Source organism: Methylocystis sp. IM3, assembly GCF_038070105.1.
Taxonomy (GTDB): domain Bacteria; phylum Pseudomonadota; class Alphaproteobacteria; order Rhizobiales; family Beijerinckiaceae; genus Methylocystis.
Genome location: NZ_JBBPBZ010000002.1, coordinates 3,581,639 through 3,600,015, shown reverse-complemented (window position 1 = coordinate 3,600,015; position 18,377 = coordinate 3,581,639). Strand labels below are relative to the sequence as shown.

19 protein-coding genes are annotated in these 18,377 nt (G+C 69.1%); 10 read left to right on the top strand and 9 right to left on the bottom strand.

Features of this window, described 5'->3' with window-relative positions; translation table 11 throughout:
* Positions 1-2: 2 nt before the first annotated feature.
* Positions 3-914, bottom strand: a complete 912-nt coding sequence (locus WOC76_RS19540) for a TIGR01459 family HAD-type hydrolase (RefSeq protein ID WP_341104381.1) — start codon at positions 912-914, stop codon at positions 3-5.
* Complete coding sequence (locus tag WOC76_RS19535) at positions 911-1,627, bottom strand: carbonic anhydrase (RefSeq protein WP_341104382.1); 717 nt, start codon at positions 1,625-1,627, stop codon at positions 911-913. The genes WOC76_RS19540 and WOC76_RS19535 overlap by 4 nt, the downstream gene beginning before the upstream one ends.
* A 138-nt stretch (positions 1,628-1,765) precedes the next feature.
* Here WOC76_RS19535 and WOC76_RS19530 point away from each other — a divergent pair, with 138 nt between their 5' ends.
* The 9 genes from WOC76_RS19530 (at position 1,766) to WOC76_RS19490 (ending at position 12,163) form a co-directional block, all read left to right on the top strand.
* Positions 1,766-2,635 carry an HpcH/HpaI aldolase/citrate lyase family protein gene (locus tag WOC76_RS19530; protein ID WP_341108719.1) on the top strand — a complete coding sequence of 290 codons (870 nt, stop codon included), beginning with the start codon at positions 1,766-1,768 and terminating at the stop codon, positions 2,633-2,635.
* 87 nt (positions 2,636-2,722) lie between these two features.
* On the top strand, positions 2,723-4,153 hold the full coding sequence (locus WOC76_RS19525) for a hypothetical protein (RefSeq protein WP_341104384.1): 1,431 nt from the start codon (positions 2,723-2,725) through the stop codon (positions 4,151-4,153).
* Positions 4,154-4,165: 12 nt separating this feature from the next.
* Positions 4,166-5,554: a heme biosynthesis protein HemY gene (locus WOC76_RS19520; RefSeq protein ID WP_341104386.1), complete on the top strand. Its 1,389-nt coding sequence runs from the start codon at positions 4,166-4,168 to the stop codon at positions 5,552-5,554.
* Positions 5,555-5,576: 22 nt separating this feature from the next.
* Positions 5,577-6,296: an ABC transporter ATP-binding protein gene (locus WOC76_RS19515; RefSeq protein WP_341104388.1), complete on the top strand. Its 720-nt coding sequence runs from the start codon at positions 5,577-5,579 to the stop codon at positions 6,294-6,296.
* A complete protein-coding gene (locus tag WOC76_RS19510) occupies positions 6,293-7,771 on the top strand; it encodes a DUF3526 domain-containing protein (protein WP_341104390.1) in 1,479 nt (492 codons plus the stop codon). The genes WOC76_RS19515 and WOC76_RS19510 overlap by 4 nt, the downstream gene beginning before the upstream one ends.
* Positions 7,768-9,219, top strand: coding sequence for a DUF3526 domain-containing protein (locus tag WOC76_RS19505; protein WP_341104392.1), 1,452 nt, complete (start codon positions 7,768-7,770; stop codon positions 9,217-9,219). Before WOC76_RS19510 ends, WOC76_RS19505 begins: the two co-directional genes overlap by 4 nt.
* A 106-nt stretch (positions 9,220-9,325) precedes the next feature.
* Positions 9,326-10,999 (top strand): acyl-CoA dehydrogenase family protein, encoded by a 1,674-nt coding sequence (locus tag WOC76_RS19500; protein ID WP_341104394.1) that lies wholly within the window; start codon positions 9,326-9,328, stop codon positions 10,997-10,999.
* Positions 11,000-11,309: 310 nt separating this feature from the next.
* Positions 11,310-11,591 carry a hypothetical protein gene (locus WOC76_RS19495; protein ID WP_341104395.1) on the top strand — a complete coding sequence of 94 codons (282 nt, stop codon included), beginning with the start codon at positions 11,310-11,312 and terminating at the stop codon, positions 11,589-11,591.
* Positions 11,592-11,701: 110 nt separating this feature from the next.
* Positions 11,702-12,163 (top strand): host attachment family protein, encoded by a 462-nt coding sequence (locus WOC76_RS19490; protein ID WP_341104396.1) that lies wholly within the window; start codon positions 11,702-11,704, stop codon positions 12,161-12,163.
* Positions 12,164-12,236: 73 nt separating this feature from the next.
* On the opposite strand, the gene trmD is transcribed toward WOC76_RS19490, so the two are convergent.
* From trmD to WOC76_RS19460, 6 genes are all read right to left on the bottom strand, one after another.
* The gene (gene trmD, locus WOC76_RS19485; protein WP_341104398.1) at positions 12,237-12,926 is read right to left on the bottom strand and encodes a tRNA (guanosine(37)-N1)-methyltransferase TrmD; all 690 of its coding nucleotides are present in this window, start codon (positions 12,924-12,926) and stop codon (positions 12,237-12,239) included.
* A 40-nt stretch (positions 12,927-12,966) separates the two neighbouring features.
* Positions 12,967-13,512 carry a ribosome maturation factor RimM gene (rimM, locus tag WOC76_RS19480; protein ID WP_341104400.1) on the bottom strand — a complete coding sequence of 182 codons (546 nt, stop codon included), beginning with the start codon at positions 13,510-13,512 and terminating at the stop codon, positions 12,967-12,969.
* Positions 13,513-13,713: 201 nt separating this feature from the next.
* Complete coding sequence (rpsP, locus tag WOC76_RS19475; RefSeq protein ID WP_341104402.1) at positions 13,714-14,061, bottom strand: 30S ribosomal protein S16; 348 nt, start codon at positions 14,059-14,061, stop codon at positions 13,714-13,716.
* Between the two features lie 25 nt (positions 14,062-14,086).
* The gene (ffh, locus tag WOC76_RS19470; RefSeq protein ID WP_341104404.1) at positions 14,087-15,613 is read right to left on the bottom strand and encodes a signal recognition particle protein; all 1,527 of its coding nucleotides are present in this window, start codon (positions 15,611-15,613) and stop codon (positions 14,087-14,089) included.
* Positions 15,614-15,838: 225 nt separating this feature from the next.
* A complete protein-coding gene (locus tag WOC76_RS19465; protein WP_341104406.1) occupies positions 15,839-16,879 on the bottom strand; it encodes an HpcH/HpaI aldolase/citrate lyase family protein in 1,041 nt (346 codons plus the stop codon).
* 133 nt (positions 16,880-17,012) lie between these two features.
* Positions 17,013-17,291, bottom strand: a complete 279-nt coding sequence (locus WOC76_RS19460; RefSeq protein ID WP_341104407.1) for a hypothetical protein — start codon at positions 17,289-17,291, stop codon at positions 17,013-17,015.
* A 185-nt stretch (positions 17,292-17,476) separates the two neighbouring features.
* Between WOC76_RS19460 and WOC76_RS19455 the strand changes: the two genes are divergently transcribed.
* Positions 17,477-17,857 (top strand): DUF983 domain-containing protein, encoded by a 381-nt coding sequence (locus WOC76_RS19455; protein ID WP_341104408.1) that lies wholly within the window; start codon positions 17,477-17,479, stop codon positions 17,855-17,857.
* An 11-nt stretch (positions 17,858-17,868) separates the two neighbouring features.
* Here WOC76_RS19455 and WOC76_RS19450 read toward each other — a convergent pair whose 3' ends face one another.
* Positions 17,869-18,348, bottom strand: coding sequence for an RT0821/Lpp0805 family surface protein (locus tag WOC76_RS19450; protein ID WP_341104409.1), 480 nt, complete (start codon positions 18,346-18,348; stop codon positions 17,869-17,871).
* Positions 18,349-18,377: the final 29 nt, after the last annotated feature.

Here is an 18,377-nt window from a genome sequence, read left to right as displayed (position 1 = left end):
TTTTACCAGAAAACCGCGCGGGCCAAAGCGACGGGGCGCGCGCCCGCGATTTCGACCAGCCGCTCGAGCGCGGCCGGGTCGATGTCGCCTCCCGCCGGGCGCAGCTCCTCGCCATGCACGCCGTCGGTGACGAAGACGCAATCGAGGCCGGCCCGGCCCGCCCCGGCGAGATCGGTCAGGGCGCCGTCGCCGATGGCGACGATGCGCCGGTCCGGAACCGGCCGGCCGGCGAGGCGCGCGAGCCTCTCGCGGGCGGCGGCGTAGATCGGCGGGTGCGGCTTGCCGAACATCAGCACCTTGCCGCCCATGGCGGCGTAGCGTTCGGCGATCGCCCCCGCGCAATAGACGATATCGTCGCCGATGGCGACCACAATGTCCGGGTTCGCGCAGATCATGACGAGATCGCGCGCCTTCAGCGCGGCGAGTCTTTCGTCGTAATCCTGCGGAATTTCGGCGCGCTCGTCGAAGAGCCCGGTGCAGACGACGTAATCCGCTTCCTCGGGCGAGGCCTTGCGCAGCGGCGCGCCGAGCCGGCGGCCCGCCTCATCGAAAAGCCCGTTGTCGCGCGGCGGCCCGAGGTGATAGCAGGCCTGCCCCTTGCGCGCGACCATTTCATTGAGCGTCAGTTCGCCCGCCGAGACGAGATCGTCGAAGGCGGCCTCGGGCAGGCCGAGCCCCAGAAGCTGCCGGCGCACTTCGGCGTCGGGCCGCGAGGCGTTGGTGACCAGCACGACCTTGCCGCCCTGGCCGCGAAAGCGGATGAGCGCGTCGGCGGCCTGCGGAAAATGTTTCTTGCCGTCGATGAGCACGCCCCAGACGTCGCAGAGGATCGCCTCATAGCGTCCGGCGAGTTCGTGGATCCCGGAAATTTCGGGAATCGTCGCCGCCCGCGCAGCGGCCGTCGTCTGCGTCAAGATCGCGTCTCCTCGAGGGCCGCGGCATGGGCCTCCTCCGCGACCGGGCGGAAGGCGCCCGAAGCCTCGTCGAGCGCCAGCAGGCGGCCGTCCATCACGCTGAAATAAGCGGCGTGGAGATGCAGATAGCCCCGCCGCTCGAGGATCTGCACCATGGGAAAGCTGCGCAGATTGAGGAGCGTCTGCTTGATCGACTCGAATTCGAGCGCCTGGAGATAGGCGGGATCCTGCGGGTCAGGCGGGCAGCCGAGCCGCTCGACGGCGGGCCCGAGCATCTTGATCCAGTCGCCGATGAAATCGCTATGGCTGAGGCGCGGCGCTTCGGGGTTGACGCTGATCTCGGCGAAGGCGCGCACGCCGCCGCACTGGCCGTGGCCGAGCACCACGATATGGTGCACCTCGAGCGCCATGATGGCGTATTCGAGCGCCGCGGAGGCGCCGTGGAAATGGTCGTCCGGCTCATAGGGCGGGACGAGCGCCGCCACATTGCGCAACACGAACAATTCGCCCGGCCCGGCGTCGAAGATCGCCTCGGGCGCCACGCGCGAATCGCAGCAGCCGATCACCATGGTCGTCGGCTTCTGGCCCTTGATGCCGAGAGTCCGGAACCGCGCCTGCTCGGCGCGGAAGCGGCCGGACAGAAACACCTCGTAGCCGTCCACGAGGTGGGGTGGGAGGCCCCCGCCGGGCGCGGGGCTGTCGTCGGGTTGCATCTTGGACGGTTCCGGAAAGGATGGCGGCGAACCCCCGCAAGCGCCACAAAGGCGGATGGCGGAGACGCTTCTTATTGTGTAGGAGGGCCGGCGCGGCAAGAGAAAGATGACCCCTTACACCTTCGAAGCGAGCAAATGATGATTTCGAAACTGAAGCGTAGCGTGCTGGCCATGCCGGGCTCCAACGCCCGCGCGCTGGAAAAGGGCAAGACCCTCAAGGCCGACGTTCTGATGTTCGAGCTCGAGGACGGTGTCGCCGAGGCCGCCAAGGAGACGGCGCGCGCGCAGGTCGCGCAGGCGGTGAAGGGCGGCGGCTATGGCGACCGTCAGATCGTCGTGCGCGTCAATGCGCGCGGCTCGGAGTGGTACAAGCCCGACATTGCGGCGATCGCGCCCGCCGGGCCGGACGCCATCGTGATCCCGAAAGTGAATTCGCGAGATGAAATTCTCAAGGCCGCCGCCGACATCGTCGCCGCGGGCGCGCCCTTCCACACCAGGCTCTGGGCGATGATCGAGACGCCGCGCGCGATCTTCGACATCGAAAAGATCGCGAGCGCCGCCGACGATCCGGCCTCGCGCCTCGAGGTGCTGGTGCTCGGCCCCAACGACATCGCCAAATCGACGCGCGCCCGCCTCACCCCCGGCCGCCCGGCGCTCCTGTCCTGGCTCTCGGCCGGCGTGCTGGCGGCGCGCGTGCACGACATCGAGATCATCGACGGCATCTACAACGATTTCAACGATGAAGCCGGCCTGCGCCGCGAGGCCGAGCAGGGCCGCGACATGGGCTTCGACGGCAAGATGCTGATCCACCCGAGCCAGATCGCGCCAGTGAACGAGATCTTCGCGCCCACCGCCGAGGAGGTCGACTTCGCCCGCCGGATCATCGCGGTCTTCGACGAACCCGAGAATGCGGAGAAAGGCGTGGTGCAGCTCGACGGCAAGATGGTCGAGCGCCTCCATCTCGACATTGCGCGCCGCACGCTGGCGCTGATGGAGGCCGCAGGCTAAAGCCAAAAGGTCCAAAGCCTGTTTCGCGGGCAGGCCGCCTCCTTTATACCTGCCCGGTCAGCGGAGAAGAGAGCGAGGACGGCGAGCATGGCGGCCCCTGGAACCGAGAAGACCGATCAAGCGTCCAAGGCGGAAAGCCCGAAGGCCGAGAGTCCGAAGGGCCCGGGCGCGCCGGCCGCCAAAGCCGGCGCCGCTCCCGAGGCTCCCGGCGCCAAGCCCGCGCCGCAAGGAAAGCCCGCGCCCCGCAAGGGGCGGCCTGTCCTGAAGCTCTCCGTCTCCGCGCTGGTCCTGGCGGCGCTCGCGGCTGGCGCCGGCTATGCGGCGCTGACCTTCCGGAACGTCGATCCGCGCATCGACGTCGCCGCCAGCTATGTGGACGAAGGGCTGCGCGAAGCGCACGGCCTCCTCGACAAGGGGCGCTCGCTCGTCGGCGGGCTAACCGGCGGGGCCGCGAAGCCGGACGCCGCTCCCAACGGCGCGCAGGCGCTTCTTGAAAAAGCGCCGCTCGAAGAGCAGCCATCGCCCGCCGCACCCGCGGAGCCGGAAAAATCCGCCGAGCTCCCGCCCCCTGCGCCGGAACCCCGCCAGCAACAGCCTGCGGCAGCGACGCCCGATGAGGCCAGGACGGCGGAGACAAAGCCCGTCGAGACGCCTTCCGCTGAGGTCAAGCCCGTCGAGACGCCGGCCCCGGCCGCCTCCACGGAGGCCAGGCCCCAGGAGCCCAAAGCTCTCGAGCCGGCCGAGCCGCCCGAGGCCAAATCGATCGACGCCAAATCGATCGACGCCAAGCCTGCGGCTGCGGCCGCGCCCGCCGCGAAGGAGGCCGACCTCGAGGGTTTTTCGGATCGTGACCTGATCTTTGCGCTCGTCGGCCAGATCGACGCCCTGAGCGACGAGGTGAAGGCTCTGAGGGAGCGGCTGGACGCGCCGAAAAACGAGACGCGCGCCGCCCCCGAGGCCGAGGCGCCCAAGCCCGCCTCCGTCTCCGCCGCCGCGCCCGACGCTTCCGGGGCGGCCGTGGTTCTGGCCTTCGCCGTGCAGCGCGAGCTCGAGGCCGGCCGGCCTTTCGCCGAGGAGATCGCCGCCTACGCCCGACTCGGAGCGGAGCCGTCGCCCGCGCCTGCGCTGACCGAATTCGCCGAGAAGGGCGCCCCGACGGGCGCTCAGCTCGGCCAAGCCTTCCAGCCCGTGGCCAAGAGCATCCGGGCGCATGAGAATCACGCCGGCCAGGAGAGCGGCGCGCTGACCGAGCATCTTCTGCAGGGCGCGAGCAAGCTCGTGAAAGTGCGCCCGACCGGCGAAGCGGAGCCCGAGAGCCTCGAAGGCAAGCTCCACCGGATCGAAATGGCCTTGACGCACAATGATTTCGCGGCGGCCCTGAGCCTCTATGACAGCCTCCCCGAACCGGCGCGGGAGGATTCGAAGGATTTTGGCGCCACGCTGCGTCAGCGGGTCGAGGCCGCGCGCGCCGCGGACGATCTGCTGCACGGCGCCATCGCCGCGCTCGGCAAGAAATAAGCGGGAGTCTCCATGCTTTTTCTGTTCTTTTTCCTGATCGCGCTCGCTGTCGCCGCCTATGGGGTCCATTGGCTGATCGAGCAGCCGGGCTCGCTGACGCTGGAGTTCGCGGGGCGCCACATCGAGACGACGATTCCCGTCGCCGTGGGCGGACTGCTGCTGCTTCTCGCCGCGACGGTCCTCGTCTGGGCGATCGTCGTCGCCCTCGTGCGGCTTCCCGGCCGCATCACCGGCGGCTCGCGCGAGCGGCGCAAGGCCAGGGGCCTCGACGTGCTCTCCCAGGGCCTCGTCGCGGTCGGGGCCGGCGATCTCGCCCGCGCCCGCAAGGCGGCGCAGCTCGCCGAGAAGCTCCTGCCCGACGAGCCGCTGACGCAGCTTCTCGTGGCGCAGGCGGCGCAGCTTTCGGGCGACAGAAACGCCTCGGCCAAGGCTTTCCACAGGATGACCCTGAAGCCCGAGACCAAGCTTCTCGGCCTGCGCGGCCTGCATGTGGAGGCGAAGCGGCGCGAGGACGCGGAGGCCGCGCATCATTTCGCGGCGGCCGCGCAGGCGATCGCGCCGCTGCCCTGGGCCGGCGCCGCCGTTCTGGAGCATCTCGCCGCGGCCGGCGACTGGGAGAAGGCGCGCGAGGCGCTCGAAAACAGCGTCGCCGCCAAGGCGATCGACGCTCCCACGGCGCAGCGTTACCGCGCCGTCATCGAGACGGCCATGGCCATGGCCCGCGAGGGCGAGCAACCGCACGACGCGCTCCACCTTGCGCGGCAGGCGCTCAAGCGCCGGCCCGGATTCGTGCCCGCCGCCGTCACGGCGGCGCGGGTTCTGATCCGCCACGGCGACCAGAAGCAGGCGCTGAAGCTGATCGAAAGCGTCTTCGCGACCGCGCCGCACCCCGATCTGGCCGAGGTCTATGTCGAGGCCCTGCCGGGCGAGTCGAACAGCCAGCGCGAGGCGCGGGTGGAGAAGCTCGTCAAGCTCGCCCCGCAGGCCCCCGAGGGCCGGCATGCGCTCGCCCAGGCGGCGCTGGCGGCGCGCGACTTCCCCAAGGCGCGGGAGGCGCTGGCGCCGCTCGTCGCCGAGGGCCAGCATCCGACCGCGCATACCTGCCTGCTGATGGCCGAGATCGAGGACGCCGAGAACGGCCCGAGCGGGCCGGTGCGCGAATGGCTCGCCCGCGGCTCGCGCGCCCCGCGCGATCCGGCCTGGGTGGCCGACGGCGTCGTTTCGCGCCGCTGGCTGCCGATTTCGCCCGCGACCGGGCGCCTCGACGCCTTCGAATGGAAGACGCCGCCCCAATCCGCGCCGCAATCGACGGAAGAAGGACGGCCGAACATCCCGTCCGCCTTCCTCGCGCGACCCGAGCGCGCGGCCGAACTCGCCGCCCCCGCGACGCCTGCGGCCTGACGGCTTTCAGAGAAACATCGCCATGCTGGAGGCGCGCGGTCTCACCAAGCGATACGACGGCGCCGCCGCGCCGGCGCTCGATCGTCTCGATCTGACCGTTCCGCCGGGCGAGGTCTTCTGCCTGCTCGGCCCCAATGGGGCCGGCAAGACGACGACCGTCAACCTCTTCCTCGGCTTTCTCGCCCCCACGGCGGGCCAGGCGCTGGTCTGCGGGGTCGACGCGGCGGCAGACCCGCTCGGCGCGCGCGCCCGGCTCGCCTATATCCCCGAAACGGTGACGCTCTACGGCGCGCTGACGGGGCTCGAGAATCTCGCCTATTTCGTCGAGGTCTCGGGCGCGGCGACGCCGGCTTCCGAATTTCTCCCGCTGCTCGTCGCCGCCGGCCTCCCCGAAGACGCCGCGACCCGGCCGGTGCGGTCCTATTCCAAGGGGATGCGCCAGAAGGTCGGCGTCGCCATCGCGCTGGCGCGGCGCGCGGAGGCGCTGGTGCTCGACGAACCGACCTCGGGGCTCGATCCGCTCGCGGCGAATGAATTTGCGAGGCTCGTCGAACGGCTGCGGCGCGACGGGCTTTCGGTGCTGATGGTCACGCATGACCTCTTTCTCGCCAAGCAATGCGGCGCGCGGATCGGCGTGATGGCGCAGGGGCGGCTCGCCCGCGTTTTCGGGGCCGAGGACGTCGATCATCTCGGACTCGAGCGCGCCTATCTCGACATCGTCGCCTCCGGGGGCGCGGCGTGAGCGATCTGGCGCTCGCCCCCGCCGCCGCGCCCGCCGGGGCGCCCGGGCGCTGGCGGATCATCCGCGCGGTGGCCGCGAGGGAATGGCTGGAGATGCGGCGCGATCGCAGGCTCGTCGCGCTCTTCGCCTTCGCCGCGCTTTTGATGCTCGCCGCGCTCGGCTTCGGCGCGGCGGAGAACGCCCGCATCGGTCGCGAGCGCGAGGCCGCGGCGCAGGCCGACCGTCTGCTCTGGACCGGGCAGGGCGCCAAGAATCCGCACGCCGCCGCGCATTTCGGCCAATACGCCTTCAAGCCGGCGAGCCCGCTCGCCCTCGCCGATCCGGGCGTCGATCCTTACGTGGGGACGGCGGTGTGGCTTGAGGCGCACAAGCAGAACGAGGCGCAGTTCCGCCCGGCGCGGGACGGCGGGACGGCGGCCCGGCTCGGCGGCCTGTCGCTCGCCTTCATCCTCCAGGTCGTCGCGCCGCTCGTCGTGCTGCTGACGGGTTTCGCGAGCTTTTCGGGCGAGCGCGAAAGCGGCGCGCTCAGGCAGGTCTTGAGCCTCGGCGTGCGCCCGCAGGACCTTCTCGCCGGCAAGGCGCTGGCGCTGCTCGGCGCGGCGGCCGCGCTGCTCGCGCCGGCCTTTCTCGCCGCCGCCGCCGCCGTGGCGCTTTTCGCCGATCCGGCGAAGCTCTCTCTCGCCGATCAGTACCTGCGCCTTCTGGGGCTCGCGCTCGGCTATGGCGTCTATCTGACGGGCTTCGCCTTTCTCGCGCTCGGCGTGTCGGCGCTGGCGCGCGACAGCCGCGCCGCGCTCGTCGCGCTGCTGGCCTTCTGGCTCGCCAACGCCTTCGTCGCGCCGCGCCTCTCCGCCGATGTTGCGCGCGCGCTCGCGCCAACCCCGACCGCCCAGGAATTCCGCGCAGCGGTCGCCAAGGACAAGGCCAAGACATTCGGCCACGACGAGACACATCCGGCCTTCATCGCCTTCCGCGAGGAGACCCTCAAAAAATATGGGGTAAGCCGCGTCGAGGATTTGCCGGTGAGCTTCCGGGGCCTGACGCTGCGCCGCGACGACGAAGCGGGCTATGCGATCTACGACAGCCATTTCGGCGCCTTGCAGGGCGCCTTCGAAAAGCAGGACGCGTTGCGGGCGGCAGGAGGATTTCTGTTCCCGCTTCTCGCCTTGCAGCCCCTCTCCATGGCGCTTGCGGGCACGGACAGCCGCGCGCAATTCGATTTCGCCAGCGCCGCCGAGGCGCATCGCCGCCTGATCCAGAACGAGGTGAGCGACAACATCATCCACTTCCAGCGCGACGAGCGTTACGTCGCCGGGCCGGAACTGTGGAAGCGGATCGCGGCCTTCTCCTATGCCGCGCCCGGCGCCGGCGTCGCGCTCGCCGGCGCGCGCGAAGCGATCGCAGGCCTTCTCGGCTGGCTGGCGCTCACGCTGCTCTTCGCCGTCGTCGCGGTCCGCCGCCTGAGGCCGATATGAAGAGCTTCCTCGCCGGCTTTTTCGCCGAGGCGCGGATTCTCGCCCGCGCGCGCGCCGTCGGGCTGGCGCTCGTCGCGCTCGCCGCCGCGGCGCTCTTTGCGCTCCACGCCGGCGCGGGGCGAGTCGCGTCGCAGCAGGCGGTCGTCGCCGCCGCGCGGGCCGAGGAGGCGCAGCGTCTCGATGGCCTCAAGACGTCGCTCGCAAGGCTCGAGAGCGGCGCGACGCAGGAGGAGCCGCCCCCGTATCGCGACCCTCGCAACGCCGTCTTCATGGGCGCGGGGCCGGCGGCGCGCGTCGCGGCGCTGGCGCCGCAGCCGCTCGCGCTCGTCGCCGTCGGCCAGAGCGATCTTCTCTCCGCGGTCATCAGGGTGACGAGCGGCTCCAAGGACGCTTTTCTCTTCGCAGACGAGATCGAGAACCCGGCGCTGCTGTCGAGCGGCGCGACCGATCTCGCCTTCATCGTGGTCCATGTCTATCCGCTCGTCATTCTGGCGCTCGCCTTCAATCTGCTCGCGGGCGAGCGCGAACAGGGCACGCTCGTCATGACGCTCGCCGCGGCGCGCCGCCCCGGCGCGGCGCTGGCCGGCAAGCTCGCCGCCCGCCTCGTCGCGCCCATCGCCATCATGCTGCTCGCGACCGCCCTCGGCATCGGGCTTTTCGCGGGCTGGGACGCGCTCGCCTCTGCGAGCTTCCTGCGGCTCGTCGCGGTCATTCTGGTCTATGGCCTCTTCTGGGCGGCGCTGGCGGCGGCCGTCGACGGGCTCGGACAAAGCTCCGCCTTCAATGCGCTGACCCTCATCGGCGCCTGGGTGGCCCTCGCCCTTCTGGCGCCCGCCGGGATCAACAGCCTCGCCGCCTTCGTCTATCCCGCGCCCTCGCGCATCGACATGACGCTCGCCGCCCGCGCCGCGGCGACTGACGCCGACAAGAGCCGCGACGCCATGCTCGCCCGTTATGTCGAGGAGCATGCGGGTCAGAAACCCGCCGGCGCGCGGGAAGGAACGCTGCGCCGGCTTGCGACGCAGGAGGCGGCCTTCGAGCGCGTCGAGGGCGTCATCGCGGCGCATGACGCGGCGCTCTCCCGCCAGCGCGCCCTGGTCGATCGCCTGAGCTTTCTTTCGCCCACCCTGCTCGCCTATGGCGCGCTCGCCGACGTCGCAGGAGCGGGAGAGGCGCGCTATCGCGACTTCCTCGACCGGCTGAGCGCCTTCCATCTCGACTGGCGGGCCTTTTTCCTCACGCGCGCCAAAGCGGGGCAGGCGATGACCGCCGCCGATTACGACGCCTTGCCGCGCTTCGCGGAGACTCCGGCGCCCGAGAGCGCCGTCGGCTCGGCGCTGCTCGGGATGGCGCTACCGACGCTGCTGCTCGCCTTCCTCGCCTGGCGGGGGTTCCGGCGCGTCGCGCGCCCCGAGCCCCGAGGCGCGAAGCGGCCCCGCCCGCGATGATGCGGCGCAGGGCGGCGCTGTTGCGTCGCAGCCAAAATGACGGCATGTAAGGCGCAAAATCACTTATCCGCCCCGCAACGGGCCTCAATTACGGGTAGGAAGCTCCATGACCGCAGCCGTCGCGTTGAAAATCGAACCCGCCACCTGGCTCGCCGACGCCAAAGAGGCGCTCGCCGCCGTCGAGGCGCTCTACAATGAGGGGCTCGCCAGCGTGCGCGCCCGCGTCTCGCGCGACGGCCGGATCGACAACGCCCTCTTCGAGGCCGATCAGCACGCCGCCCACGGCCTCGCCTGGTTCGCGACCTATGTGCAGGGCTTGAAGGAGCTGATCCATTACGCCGAGCGCCTCCAGGCCGAAGGCGCCTATGGCGAGACCGAGGAGCTCCTGAACCAGATCGGCTTCGCCGAATTGCTGGCGCAGGTCTATGGCGGCATTCCGATGAGCCAGGGCGAATTCGTCCGCCTCTCCGACTTCGGCCTCTCCGCGCAGCAGATCGCCGCCCGGCGCCCGGCTTCGGTCGACCGGCTGATCCTTTCCGGCAATACGCCGGCGAACCGCGCGCGCCTCGCCGAGCTCATCGATCACCATGCCGCCGCCGAGACCATCGGCGCCTCGGGCCTCGACGAGACGCTGGAGGCCATCCGCAGCGAAATGCGCAAATTCGCGGCCGACCATGTCGTGCCTTATGCGCAGGAGTGGCACGCGAAGAACGCCTATATTCCGCTCGAGGTGATCGCGGGCCTCGCCGAACTTGGCGTCTTCGGCCTCACCATCCCTGAGCAGTACGGCGGTTCGGGCATGGGCAAGATCGCCATGTGCGTCGTCTCCGAGGAGCTGTCGCGCGCCTATATCGGCGTCGGCTCGCTCGGCACCCGCTCCGAGATCGCGGGCGAGCTCATTCTCGTCGGCGGCACCGAGGCGCAGAAGAACAAATATCTGCCGAAGATCTCTTCCGGCGAAATCCTCCCCACCGCCGTCTTCACCGAGCCCAACAACGGCTCGGATCTTGCCGGCCTGCGCACCCGCGCCGTGCGCGAGGGCGACGTCTACAAGGTCACGGGCAACAAGACCTGGATCACCCATCCGGTCCGCGCCGACATCATGACGCTGCTGACCCGCACCAATCCGAACGAGAAGGGCTACAAGGGCCTTTCCATGTTCATCGCCGAGAAGCCGCGCGGCACGGATGAGACACCGTTCCCGGCCAAGGGCATGACGGGCGGCGAGATCGAGGTGCTCGGCTATCGCGGCATGAAGGAGTTCGAGATCGGCTTCGACAATTTCGAGGTGCCGGCCGAAAATCTCCTCGGCGGCGAGGAGGGCAAGGGCTTCAAACAGCTCATGGAGACCTTCGAGTCGGCCCGCATCCAGACCGCGGCGCGCGCGCTCGGCGTCGCCCAATGCGCTCTCGATCTCGGCCTGAAATACGCCAAGGAGCGCATCCAGTTCGGCAAGCCGCTGTTCGCCTTCCCGCGCGTCTACAACAAGATCGTCTCCATGGCGGTCGAGATTCACGTCGCGCGCCAGATCACCTATTTCGCCGCGCGCGAGAAGGACGAGGGCAAGCGTTGCGATCTCGAGGCCGGCATGGCGAAGCTTCTCGGCGCCCGCGTCGCCTGGGCGGCGGCCGACAACGCCCTGCAGATCCACGGCGGCAATGGCTTCGCGCTCGAATATCCGGTCTCCCGCGTGCTCTGCGACGCGCGCATCCTGAATATTTTCGAGGGCGCCGCGGAGATTCAGGCCCAGGTCATCGCCCGCCGCCTGCTCGAAGGCTAAAACGACGGCATATCAGCCGCTTCGGCGTGTTCGAGGGGTCCCCGCGGGGGCCCCTCTTTTTTTGTCCCCCTCATTCACTGGTCGTTTTCCATGCTGTCTGCACAATCCTTTTGCAGTGCGGCGATATAACGCAGAGGGTTGTAATCTTTAGGTTAGTTTCAACCGCTACGATTGAATTTACACTGGCGCAAGCTTCGGGGCGCAGTATATATGTTGCAACGCACAACCGGCGCGGCGGACATGCGCTAGATAGCTTGCCCGGGGGCCGGCGGCTTTTTCGGCTCCGTGCGGGGCAGGCAAGGAGGTCACCATGTTGGAACACGTCAGACAGTATTTCCAGGATTGGTCGGACGCCTGCGAATACGCCAATGAATGCGCCCCCGACCTCTCCGTCCTCGGCAATGGCGAGCCCTTCACGGCGCTGCTGTTCATCGCCGGCGTCTGCTATCTGGCCTATGCCGTCAACGAGGCGCGCATCGCCCGCCGGCTCCACGCCGGGGCGCCGGCTTCGGGCCAGGCCGAGCGCGATCTGATGGCCGTTGTCGAGAAGATGAAGCAGGAGCAGGCGCCGCGGGCAAAGCTCGCGGCCTGATCCCCTGTCGCTCCCTGGCGGCGCGTCGATCCGACGCGCCCGGCCAAGCTTGCTCTCCCCTCACTGAGCCGCCACATCCAGAGGCGTCAGTTTTAATCACGAGGGACGGTATGAGCGCGATTGCGGTGCACAACGGGGCGTGGGTGCTCGTCGGCGACGGACGGCGGGCGCTGTTCTTCCAAAATCATGGCGACGCCCAGATACTCGATCTTCGCGTCATCGAAACGCGGATCGACGACAACCCTGCGACGCGCGCGCAAGGGTCCGACGCGCCGGGCCGCGCCTTCGCTTCGGCGGGCTCCCACGCCCGAAGCGCCATGGGCAATGTCGACTGGCACGAGCTCGAGGAAGAGCGTTTCGCCCGCTCCATGGCCGACCGCATCAACGCCGCCGCCGAAAGCGGCGAGCTGAAGGAAATCGTCATTGTCGCGCCGCCCAGGACCCTCGGCGAAATCCGCAAGGATCTGTCGGTCAAGGCGCAGGGCAAGGTCGCCGGCGAGCTGGACAAGGATCTGACCAAGCATCCGCTGCCCGAGATCGAAAAGGCGCTCGCCCTGAAGCCCGTGGGCTGAGGGCTTTTAACTCCGCGTCTTGGCCGCGCGCGTCGCGGCCATGACGCCAAAGGCGCACGCCAAAGGCGCGCCGTCAGTCTTTTCCCCGCGCGAGAAGGTCCGGTCGCCGCGCCCGCGTCAGCGCCAGCGCCTGTTCATGGCGCCATTTGGCGATTTTCGCATGATCGCCCGAGAGCAAAATATCCGGGATCGGGCGCCCTTCGAAGTCGCGCGGCCGCGTGTAATGCGGATATTCGAGAAGCCCGGCTTCGAAGCTTTCCTCCTCGCCCGAGAGCTCCTCGCCCATGACGCCGGGAAGCAGCCGCACGCAGGCGTCCATGAGGGCAAGCGCGGCGATTTCCCCGCCCGACAGAATGTAATCGCCGATGGAGACTTCTTCGAGGTTGCGCGCGGCGATGATGCGCTCGTCCACGCCCTCGAAGCGCGCGCAGAGAATGATCGCGCCGGGCCCCCGCGCCAGATCTCGCACGCGGGCCTGGGTCAGCGGGCGGCCCCGCGGGCTCATCAACAGGCGCGGCCTCGGATCATTTTCCGCCTGCGCCGCGTCGATCGCCGCCGCCAGCACATCGGCGCGCATCACCATGCCCGGCCCGCCGCCGGCCGGCGTATCGTCTACGGCGCGGTGGCGGCCGATCCCGTGCTCGCGAATCTGGCGCGTCTCCAGCGCCCAGACACCGCGGGCGAGCGCGTCGCCGGCGAGCGAGAGGCCGAGCGGGCCGGGAAACATCTCGGGAAAAAGGGTGAGGATCGTCGCGCGCCACATGGGGGGCTTATGGCATGGGGGCGCCGCGGGCCGCTAGCCCTCACGCCTTTTCGGCGTCTTGCCCTTCGCCCGCGATCTCCTCCGGCGGTTCGATCACGACGCGGCCCTCCGCGACGCTCACCACCGGCACGACCGCCCTGGTGAAGGGAAAGAGCAGCGTCTCGCCGCCGCCCTTCGGCGCGACTTCAATGATGTCGCCGGCCCCGAAGTTGCGCAGGGCCACGACGACGCCGATCTCTTCTCCCGCGCGGGTCTCGGCGCGCAGGCCGATGAGATCGGCGAGGTAGAACTCGTCGTCGTCTTCCGGCGCGGGAAGCCTGTCGCGGGCGATATAGAGCTCGACGCCGGTGAGCCTCTCGGCGGCCGTGCGGTCGGCGACGCCCTCGACGCGGGCGACGAGCATGTCCTTGCCCTGCGGCCGGACGGAGAGAAGGGTGAAGGTCCGGGCGCCGCTTTTGTCGCGCATCGGCCCGTAATCGGCGATCGCCAGCGGGTCGCCGGTGAAGCTTTGCAGGCGGATTTCGCCACGCACGCCATGCGGGGCGCCGAAGCGGCCGAGAAGGACGAGGTTGTTTCTGGCGTTCATGAGCGTGTCGCCGCTGGAGCCCCAATCGGGGGGACCCGATCCCTCCCCCTTGCGGGGAGGGTGGCGCGCAACGCGCGCCGTGTGGGGGCCGCCCGGACGGCGGGACCTCGAAGGCCTTTATGCCAGCAGCCCCCCACCCGACCCCGCTTCGCGGGGCCACCCTCCCCGCAAGGGGGAGGGTGGAGAGCGTGCTTGCGGAACTTACTCCGCAGCGGCGGCCGCTTCGGCGGCGGCGGCGGCGCGCTCCTGCGCCTTCTTCTTTGGCTTGGCCTTTTCCGGATTGTTGCGCGTCTCGCGCTTCATCAGGCCGGCGGCGTCGAGCAGGCGGGCGACGCGGTCGGTCGGCTGGGCGCCCTTGGCGAGCCAGTCCTTGGCCTTTTCGGCGTCGAGCACCACGCGGTCGGCGGCGTCCTTGGCCTTCAGCGGGTCGAAGGTGCCGAGCTTCTCGATGTAGCGGCCGTCGCGGGGCGAGCGCGAGTCGGCGACGACGACGCGATAGAAGGGGCGCTTCTTGGCGCCGCCGCGGGCGAGGCGAATCTTGAGAGACATGTCAGTTCCTTTGAGCTTTTCGTGGTTACTTTTTCTTTCCGAACGGGTTCAGCCCGCTCAGCAGTCCGCCGCCGAGCCCCGGAAGGTTCGGCTTCGCAAGGAGGTCGGCCGGGGGAGCGGCCGGAAGGCCGGGGGCGCCGGGCCCGCCGAGCTTCTCCTGCAACTTCTGCAACTCTTCCTGAGACGGCATCTCCATGCCCTTGGGGCCGAGCCCCATCATCTGGGCGGCCTTGCCCATGAGCCCGCCGCGCTTGCCGGCGCCGAAGGACTTCATGAGATCGGCCATCTGGCGATGCTGCTTGAGAAGCTTGTTGATCTCCTCGACCTTGGCGCCGGAGCCCGCCGCGACGCGCTTCTTGCGCGAGGCCTTGAGAAGGTCCGGGTTGCGGCGCTCCTGCGGGGTCATGGAGAGGATGATCGCCCGCTGGCGCTTGATCAGCCCCTCGTCGAGATTGGCCTTGGCGATCTGGTCCTTCATCTTGGCGACGCCGGGCAGGAGCCCCATGATGCCGCCGAACCCGCCGAGCTTCTCGACCTGGGCGAGCTGGTCGCAGAGGTCCTGAAGGTCGAACTTGCCCTTGGCGATGCGCGCGGCGGCCTTGCGGGCCTCCTCCGCGTCGATCGCCGCCGCCGCCTTCTCGACGAGCGCGACGATGTCGCCCATGCCGAGAATGCGGTTGGCGATGCGCTGCGGCGAGAATTCGTCGAGCGCGTCCATCTTTTCGCCGGAGCCGATGAGCTTGATCGGCTTGCCCGTGACGAAGCGCATGGAGAGCGCCGCGCCGCCGCGGCCGTCGCCGTCCATACGCGTCAATACGATGCCGGTGAGGCCGACGCGCTCGTCGAAGTTCTTGGCGAGATTGACCGCGTCCTGACCGGTCAGCGCGTCGGCGACGAGCAGGATTTCATGCGGGCTGGCGTAGGACTTGATGTCCGCCATCTCCTGCATGAGCGGCTCGTCGATATGGGTGCGGCCGGCGGTGTCGAGCAGCACCACGTCATAGCCCTGCAGGCGCGCGGCCTCCATGGCGCGGCGCGCGATCTGGATCGGCGTCTGGCCGGCGACGATGGGCAGCGTATCGACCTCGACCTGCCGGCCGAGGACGGCGAGCTGCTCCTGCGCGGCCGGGCGCTTCACGTCGAGCGAGGCCATCAGCGCGCGCTTGCCGTGGCGCTCCTTGAGGCGCTTGGCGATCTTGGCGGTGGTCGTCGTCTTGCCCGCGCCCTGCAGGCCGACCATCATGATGGCGACCGGCGGCTTGGAGGCGAGGTCGATGCTCTCCGTCGTCTCGCCGAGCGTCTCGATCAGCACGTCGTTGACGATCTTGACGACCATCTGGCCGGGCGAGACCGATTTGATGACGCCCGCGCCGACCGCGCGGTCGCGCACCTTGTCGGCGAAGGAGCGCACCACGTCGAGCGCCACGTCGGCCTCGAGCAGCGCCCGCCGGATTTCCTTCAGGGCCTCGTTGACGTCCGCCTCGGTCAGCGACCCGCGCTTCGTCAGCCTGTCGAATACGGCGGAGAGCTTGTCGGAAAGGCTCTCGAACATGTCTTCTCTCCCGCGACGGGGGCTCGCGCCGGCCGCCGCTCCAAAGCAAAACGCGCCCGGGGGCGCATCGCGCTGCCGGGCGTTGACCTGCCGTCTCTTGGGACGGCTCGGCGGGTTGAACGGTTTTCTCGAACCGAGATTGACGGGCTTTTTAGGAGCGGCGCGGGGCGGCTGTCAATGGCGCGGTTGCGCCCCTCCCGCGGCGAGGCGGGAGGGGCGGGGGACTCACAGCCCGTAAATCTTCGCGAAATCGGCGTCCTTCGCCGCGACCTGCTTCGCCAGATCGACCACCACCTTGCACTGTTTCCAGGTGGCGTCGTCCTGCATCTTGCCGTCGATCATCACCGCGCCGGTGCCGTCCGGCATGGCGTCCAGCACCTTTTTGGCGAAGGCGACTTCGGCCGGATCGGGTGAGAAGACGCGCTTGGCGATCTCGATCTGGGTCGGGTGCAGCGACCAGGCGCCGGCGCAGCCGAGCAGGAAGGCGTTGCGGAACTGGACCTCGCAGGCGGCGGCGTCGGAGAAATCGCCGAAGGGACCGTAAAAGGCCTTGATGCCGGCGGCGGCGCAGGCGTCGACCATTTTTGCGATGGTGTAGTGCCACAAATCCTGCTGGAAGACGGCGCGCGGCGCGTCGCCGGCGGCGTCGGCGATGACCTTGTATTCCGGATGGCCGCCGCCGACGCGGGTCGTCTTCATGGCGCGCGAGGCCGCGAGATCCGCCGGGCCGAGGCTGATGCCGTGCATGCGCGGCGAGGCGGACGCGATGGCGTCGACGTTTTTCACGCCCTCGGCCGTCTCGAGAATGGCGTGGATGAGAATGGGCTTCCTGACGCCGTTCCTGGCTTCGAGCTGGGCGAGCAGCTGGTCGAGATAGGCGATGTCCCAGGGGCCTTCGACCTTGGGCAGCATGACGACGTCGAGCTTGTTTCCGACCGCGCCGACGATGTCGATCATGTCGTCGAGCGCCCAGGGACTGTTCAGGGCGTTCATGCGGGTCCACAGGCCCGTCGAGCCGAAATCCGTGTTCTTCGCCATCTCGATGAAGCCGGCGCGGGCGGCTTCCTTGGCGTCGGCGGGAATCGCGTCCTCGAGATTGCCGAGCACCACGTCGACCTGTTTGGCGATGTCCTGAACCTTCGCCCGCATCTTCTCGACATGCGGCGGCACGAAATGAATCATGCGCTCGACCTTGACCGGGAGCTCCCGATAGGGCTCGGGGGCGCCGATGGCGAGCGGGCGATAGAACTGGTTGGGAAGTTTCATGGGGGCAAGGCTCCGGTCGCGCGTCCGCCGGCACTTTGGCCGCGCGGGAAAAGACGCGTCGAGCTAGCGCAGACCGGCCGGAATGGCAATGGCGCGGGGCGCCGCCCGCCGGGCGCTGGCTAGCGGGGGCAGGCTAGCGGGGACAGGCGGTCTTCACCACGATCCCGTCCCGATGAAGGAAATATTCGACGCAGCTCCGGTCGCCGACCAGCGCCGGCCGCCGGCCGATCTCGGCCGATTTGAGGAAATCGAGGACGGTCGTATGACCCTTGCCGTCCCAATCCATCTCGTTCCACTCGTAGCCGGCCCGCCACGCGGCAAAGACCCGCATGGACAGAAAGAAGGCCGGGACGACGAGCAGCGCGAGGAGGCTCGTTGCGATCAGGCGGCGCTTGCCGAAGGGTTTGGACATGGGGAGGCTCCGGGGTCGGGCGACGAGCTTACCTTTGCGCCGGAAGAATTCAAAAACCTTGCCGGGGCCTGAACGCAAGGGGCTCCGGTGCGTCCCGTTCCGGGAAGGCCGGGACGAAAACCGGCACAAAGCCGGTCCGAATCGGGGGCGCTTGATTCGGGACGGTGAAAGGTGAAAAAAGCCTTATGACTGAAAAGCATGTTCCGGCGCGCGACGCCGCCTCGACGCCCTTGGCCCTGTGGCGCGGCGCGTCGATGAAATGCCCGCGCTGCGGCGCCGGGCGCATTTTCGAAGGCTATCTGACACGCCGCGACGCCTGTCCGCACTGTGGCGAAAGCTTCGAGGGGCTCGACGCCGACGACGGGCCGGCCTGGCTCACCATCGGCCTCGTCGCGCATATCGTCGTGCCGCTGCTGATCTTTCTGGAGCGCGGCGAACTCCTGCCCTACTGGCAGGAGGCGGCGATCCTCGTCCTCGTCACGATCGTCGCCGCGCTGGTCTTTCTGCCGGTTTCGAAGGGTTTCTTCGTCGCGGCCCTGTGGCTCGTCGACCGCAAGCCGGGTTAGTCGCGAAAAATCTAGCTTTTGACGGGCTTCGCCTCGGTCAGCGCCCAGTCCGCCGATTTCTCGCGGCAGGCGGCGCCTTTGAGCTTCTCGCCGGTTTCGCCGGCTTCGATGTCCGCGACAAAGCCGCGGCAGATCTTGCCGTCGAGCGGATAGGCCTGTCCGACGGGCGTGAAGGAGCCCCTGGCCCCCGATTGCGGATTGTCCCAATGGACGCTCGCGCCGCTCCCCTGGGGATCGAGCGCCGTGCCCATCGCCGCCATGGCGCGGCGCATATCCTCGGCGTCGAGATGGCGGGAGAGCTTCGGCGCGGGACGGGCGATGGAGCCGGTCGCATCTTCCGGCGCGCCCCGCCACAGGGCGGAATTGTTGGAAGAGGCAACGGGAATGGCGATGGAGCAACCCGAAAGGGCGCCGGCGACGGCGAGCGCGCCGATGATGCGCAGGCGCGGGAATTGAGCAAACGGGCCATCGGTTATATGTCTGATACGCAAGAACTGCAAAGGGCTGCCTTCCAAACGCG

Coding starts and splice junctions, on each gene's coding strand:
- WOC76_RS19535 (WP_341104382.1), bottom strand. CDS start 1,627: ATGCAACCCGACGACAGCCCCGCGCCCGGCGGGGGCCTCCCACCCCAC.
- WOC76_RS19530 (WP_341108719.1), top strand. CDS start 1,766: ATGATTTCGAAACTGAAGCGTAGCGTGCTGGCCATGCCGGGCTCCAAC.
- WOC76_RS19525 (WP_341104384.1), top strand. CDS start 2,723: ATGGCGGCCCCTGGAACCGAGAAGACCGATCAAGCGTCCAAGGCGGAA.
- WOC76_RS19520 (WP_341104386.1), top strand. CDS start 4,166: ATGCTTTTTCTGTTCTTTTTCCTGATCGCGCTCGCTGTCGCCGCCTAT.
- WOC76_RS19515 (WP_341104388.1), top strand. CDS start 5,577: ATGCTGGAGGCGCGCGGTCTCACCAAGCGATACGACGGCGCCGCCGCG.
- WOC76_RS19505 (WP_341104392.1), top strand. CDS start 7,768: ATGAAGAGCTTCCTCGCCGGCTTTTTCGCCGAGGCGCGGATTCTCGCC.
- WOC76_RS19500 (WP_341104394.1), top strand. CDS start 9,326: ATGACCGCAGCCGTCGCGTTGAAAATCGAACCCGCCACCTGGCTCGCC.
- WOC76_RS19495 (WP_341104395.1), top strand. CDS start 11,310: ATGTTGGAACACGTCAGACAGTATTTCCAGGATTGGTCGGACGCCTGC.
- WOC76_RS19490 (WP_341104396.1), top strand. CDS start 11,702: ATGAGCGCGATTGCGGTGCACAACGGGGCGTGGGTGCTCGTCGGCGAC.
- trmD (WP_341104398.1), bottom strand. CDS start 12,926: ATGTGGCGCGCGACGATCCTCACCCTTTTTCCCGAGATGTTTCCCGGC.
- rimM (WP_341104400.1), bottom strand. CDS start 13,512: ATGAACGCCAGAAACAACCTCGTCCTTCTCGGCCGCTTCGGCGCCCCG.
- rpsP (WP_341104402.1), bottom strand. CDS start 14,061: ATGTCTCTCAAGATTCGCCTCGCCCGCGGCGGCGCCAAGAAGCGCCCC.
- ffh (WP_341104404.1), bottom strand. CDS start 15,613: ATGTTCGAGAGCCTTTCCGACAAGCTCTCCGCCGTATTCGACAGGCTG.
- WOC76_RS19465 (WP_341104406.1), bottom strand. CDS start 16,879: ATGAAACTTCCCAACCAGTTCTATCGCCCGCTCGCCATCGGCGCCCCC.
- WOC76_RS19460 (WP_341104407.1), bottom strand. CDS start 17,291: ATGTCCAAACCCTTCGGCAAGCGCCGCCTGATCGCAACGAGCCTCCTC.
- WOC76_RS19455 (WP_341104408.1), top strand. CDS start 17,477: ATGACTGAAAAGCATGTTCCGGCGCGCGACGCCGCCTCGACGCCCTTG.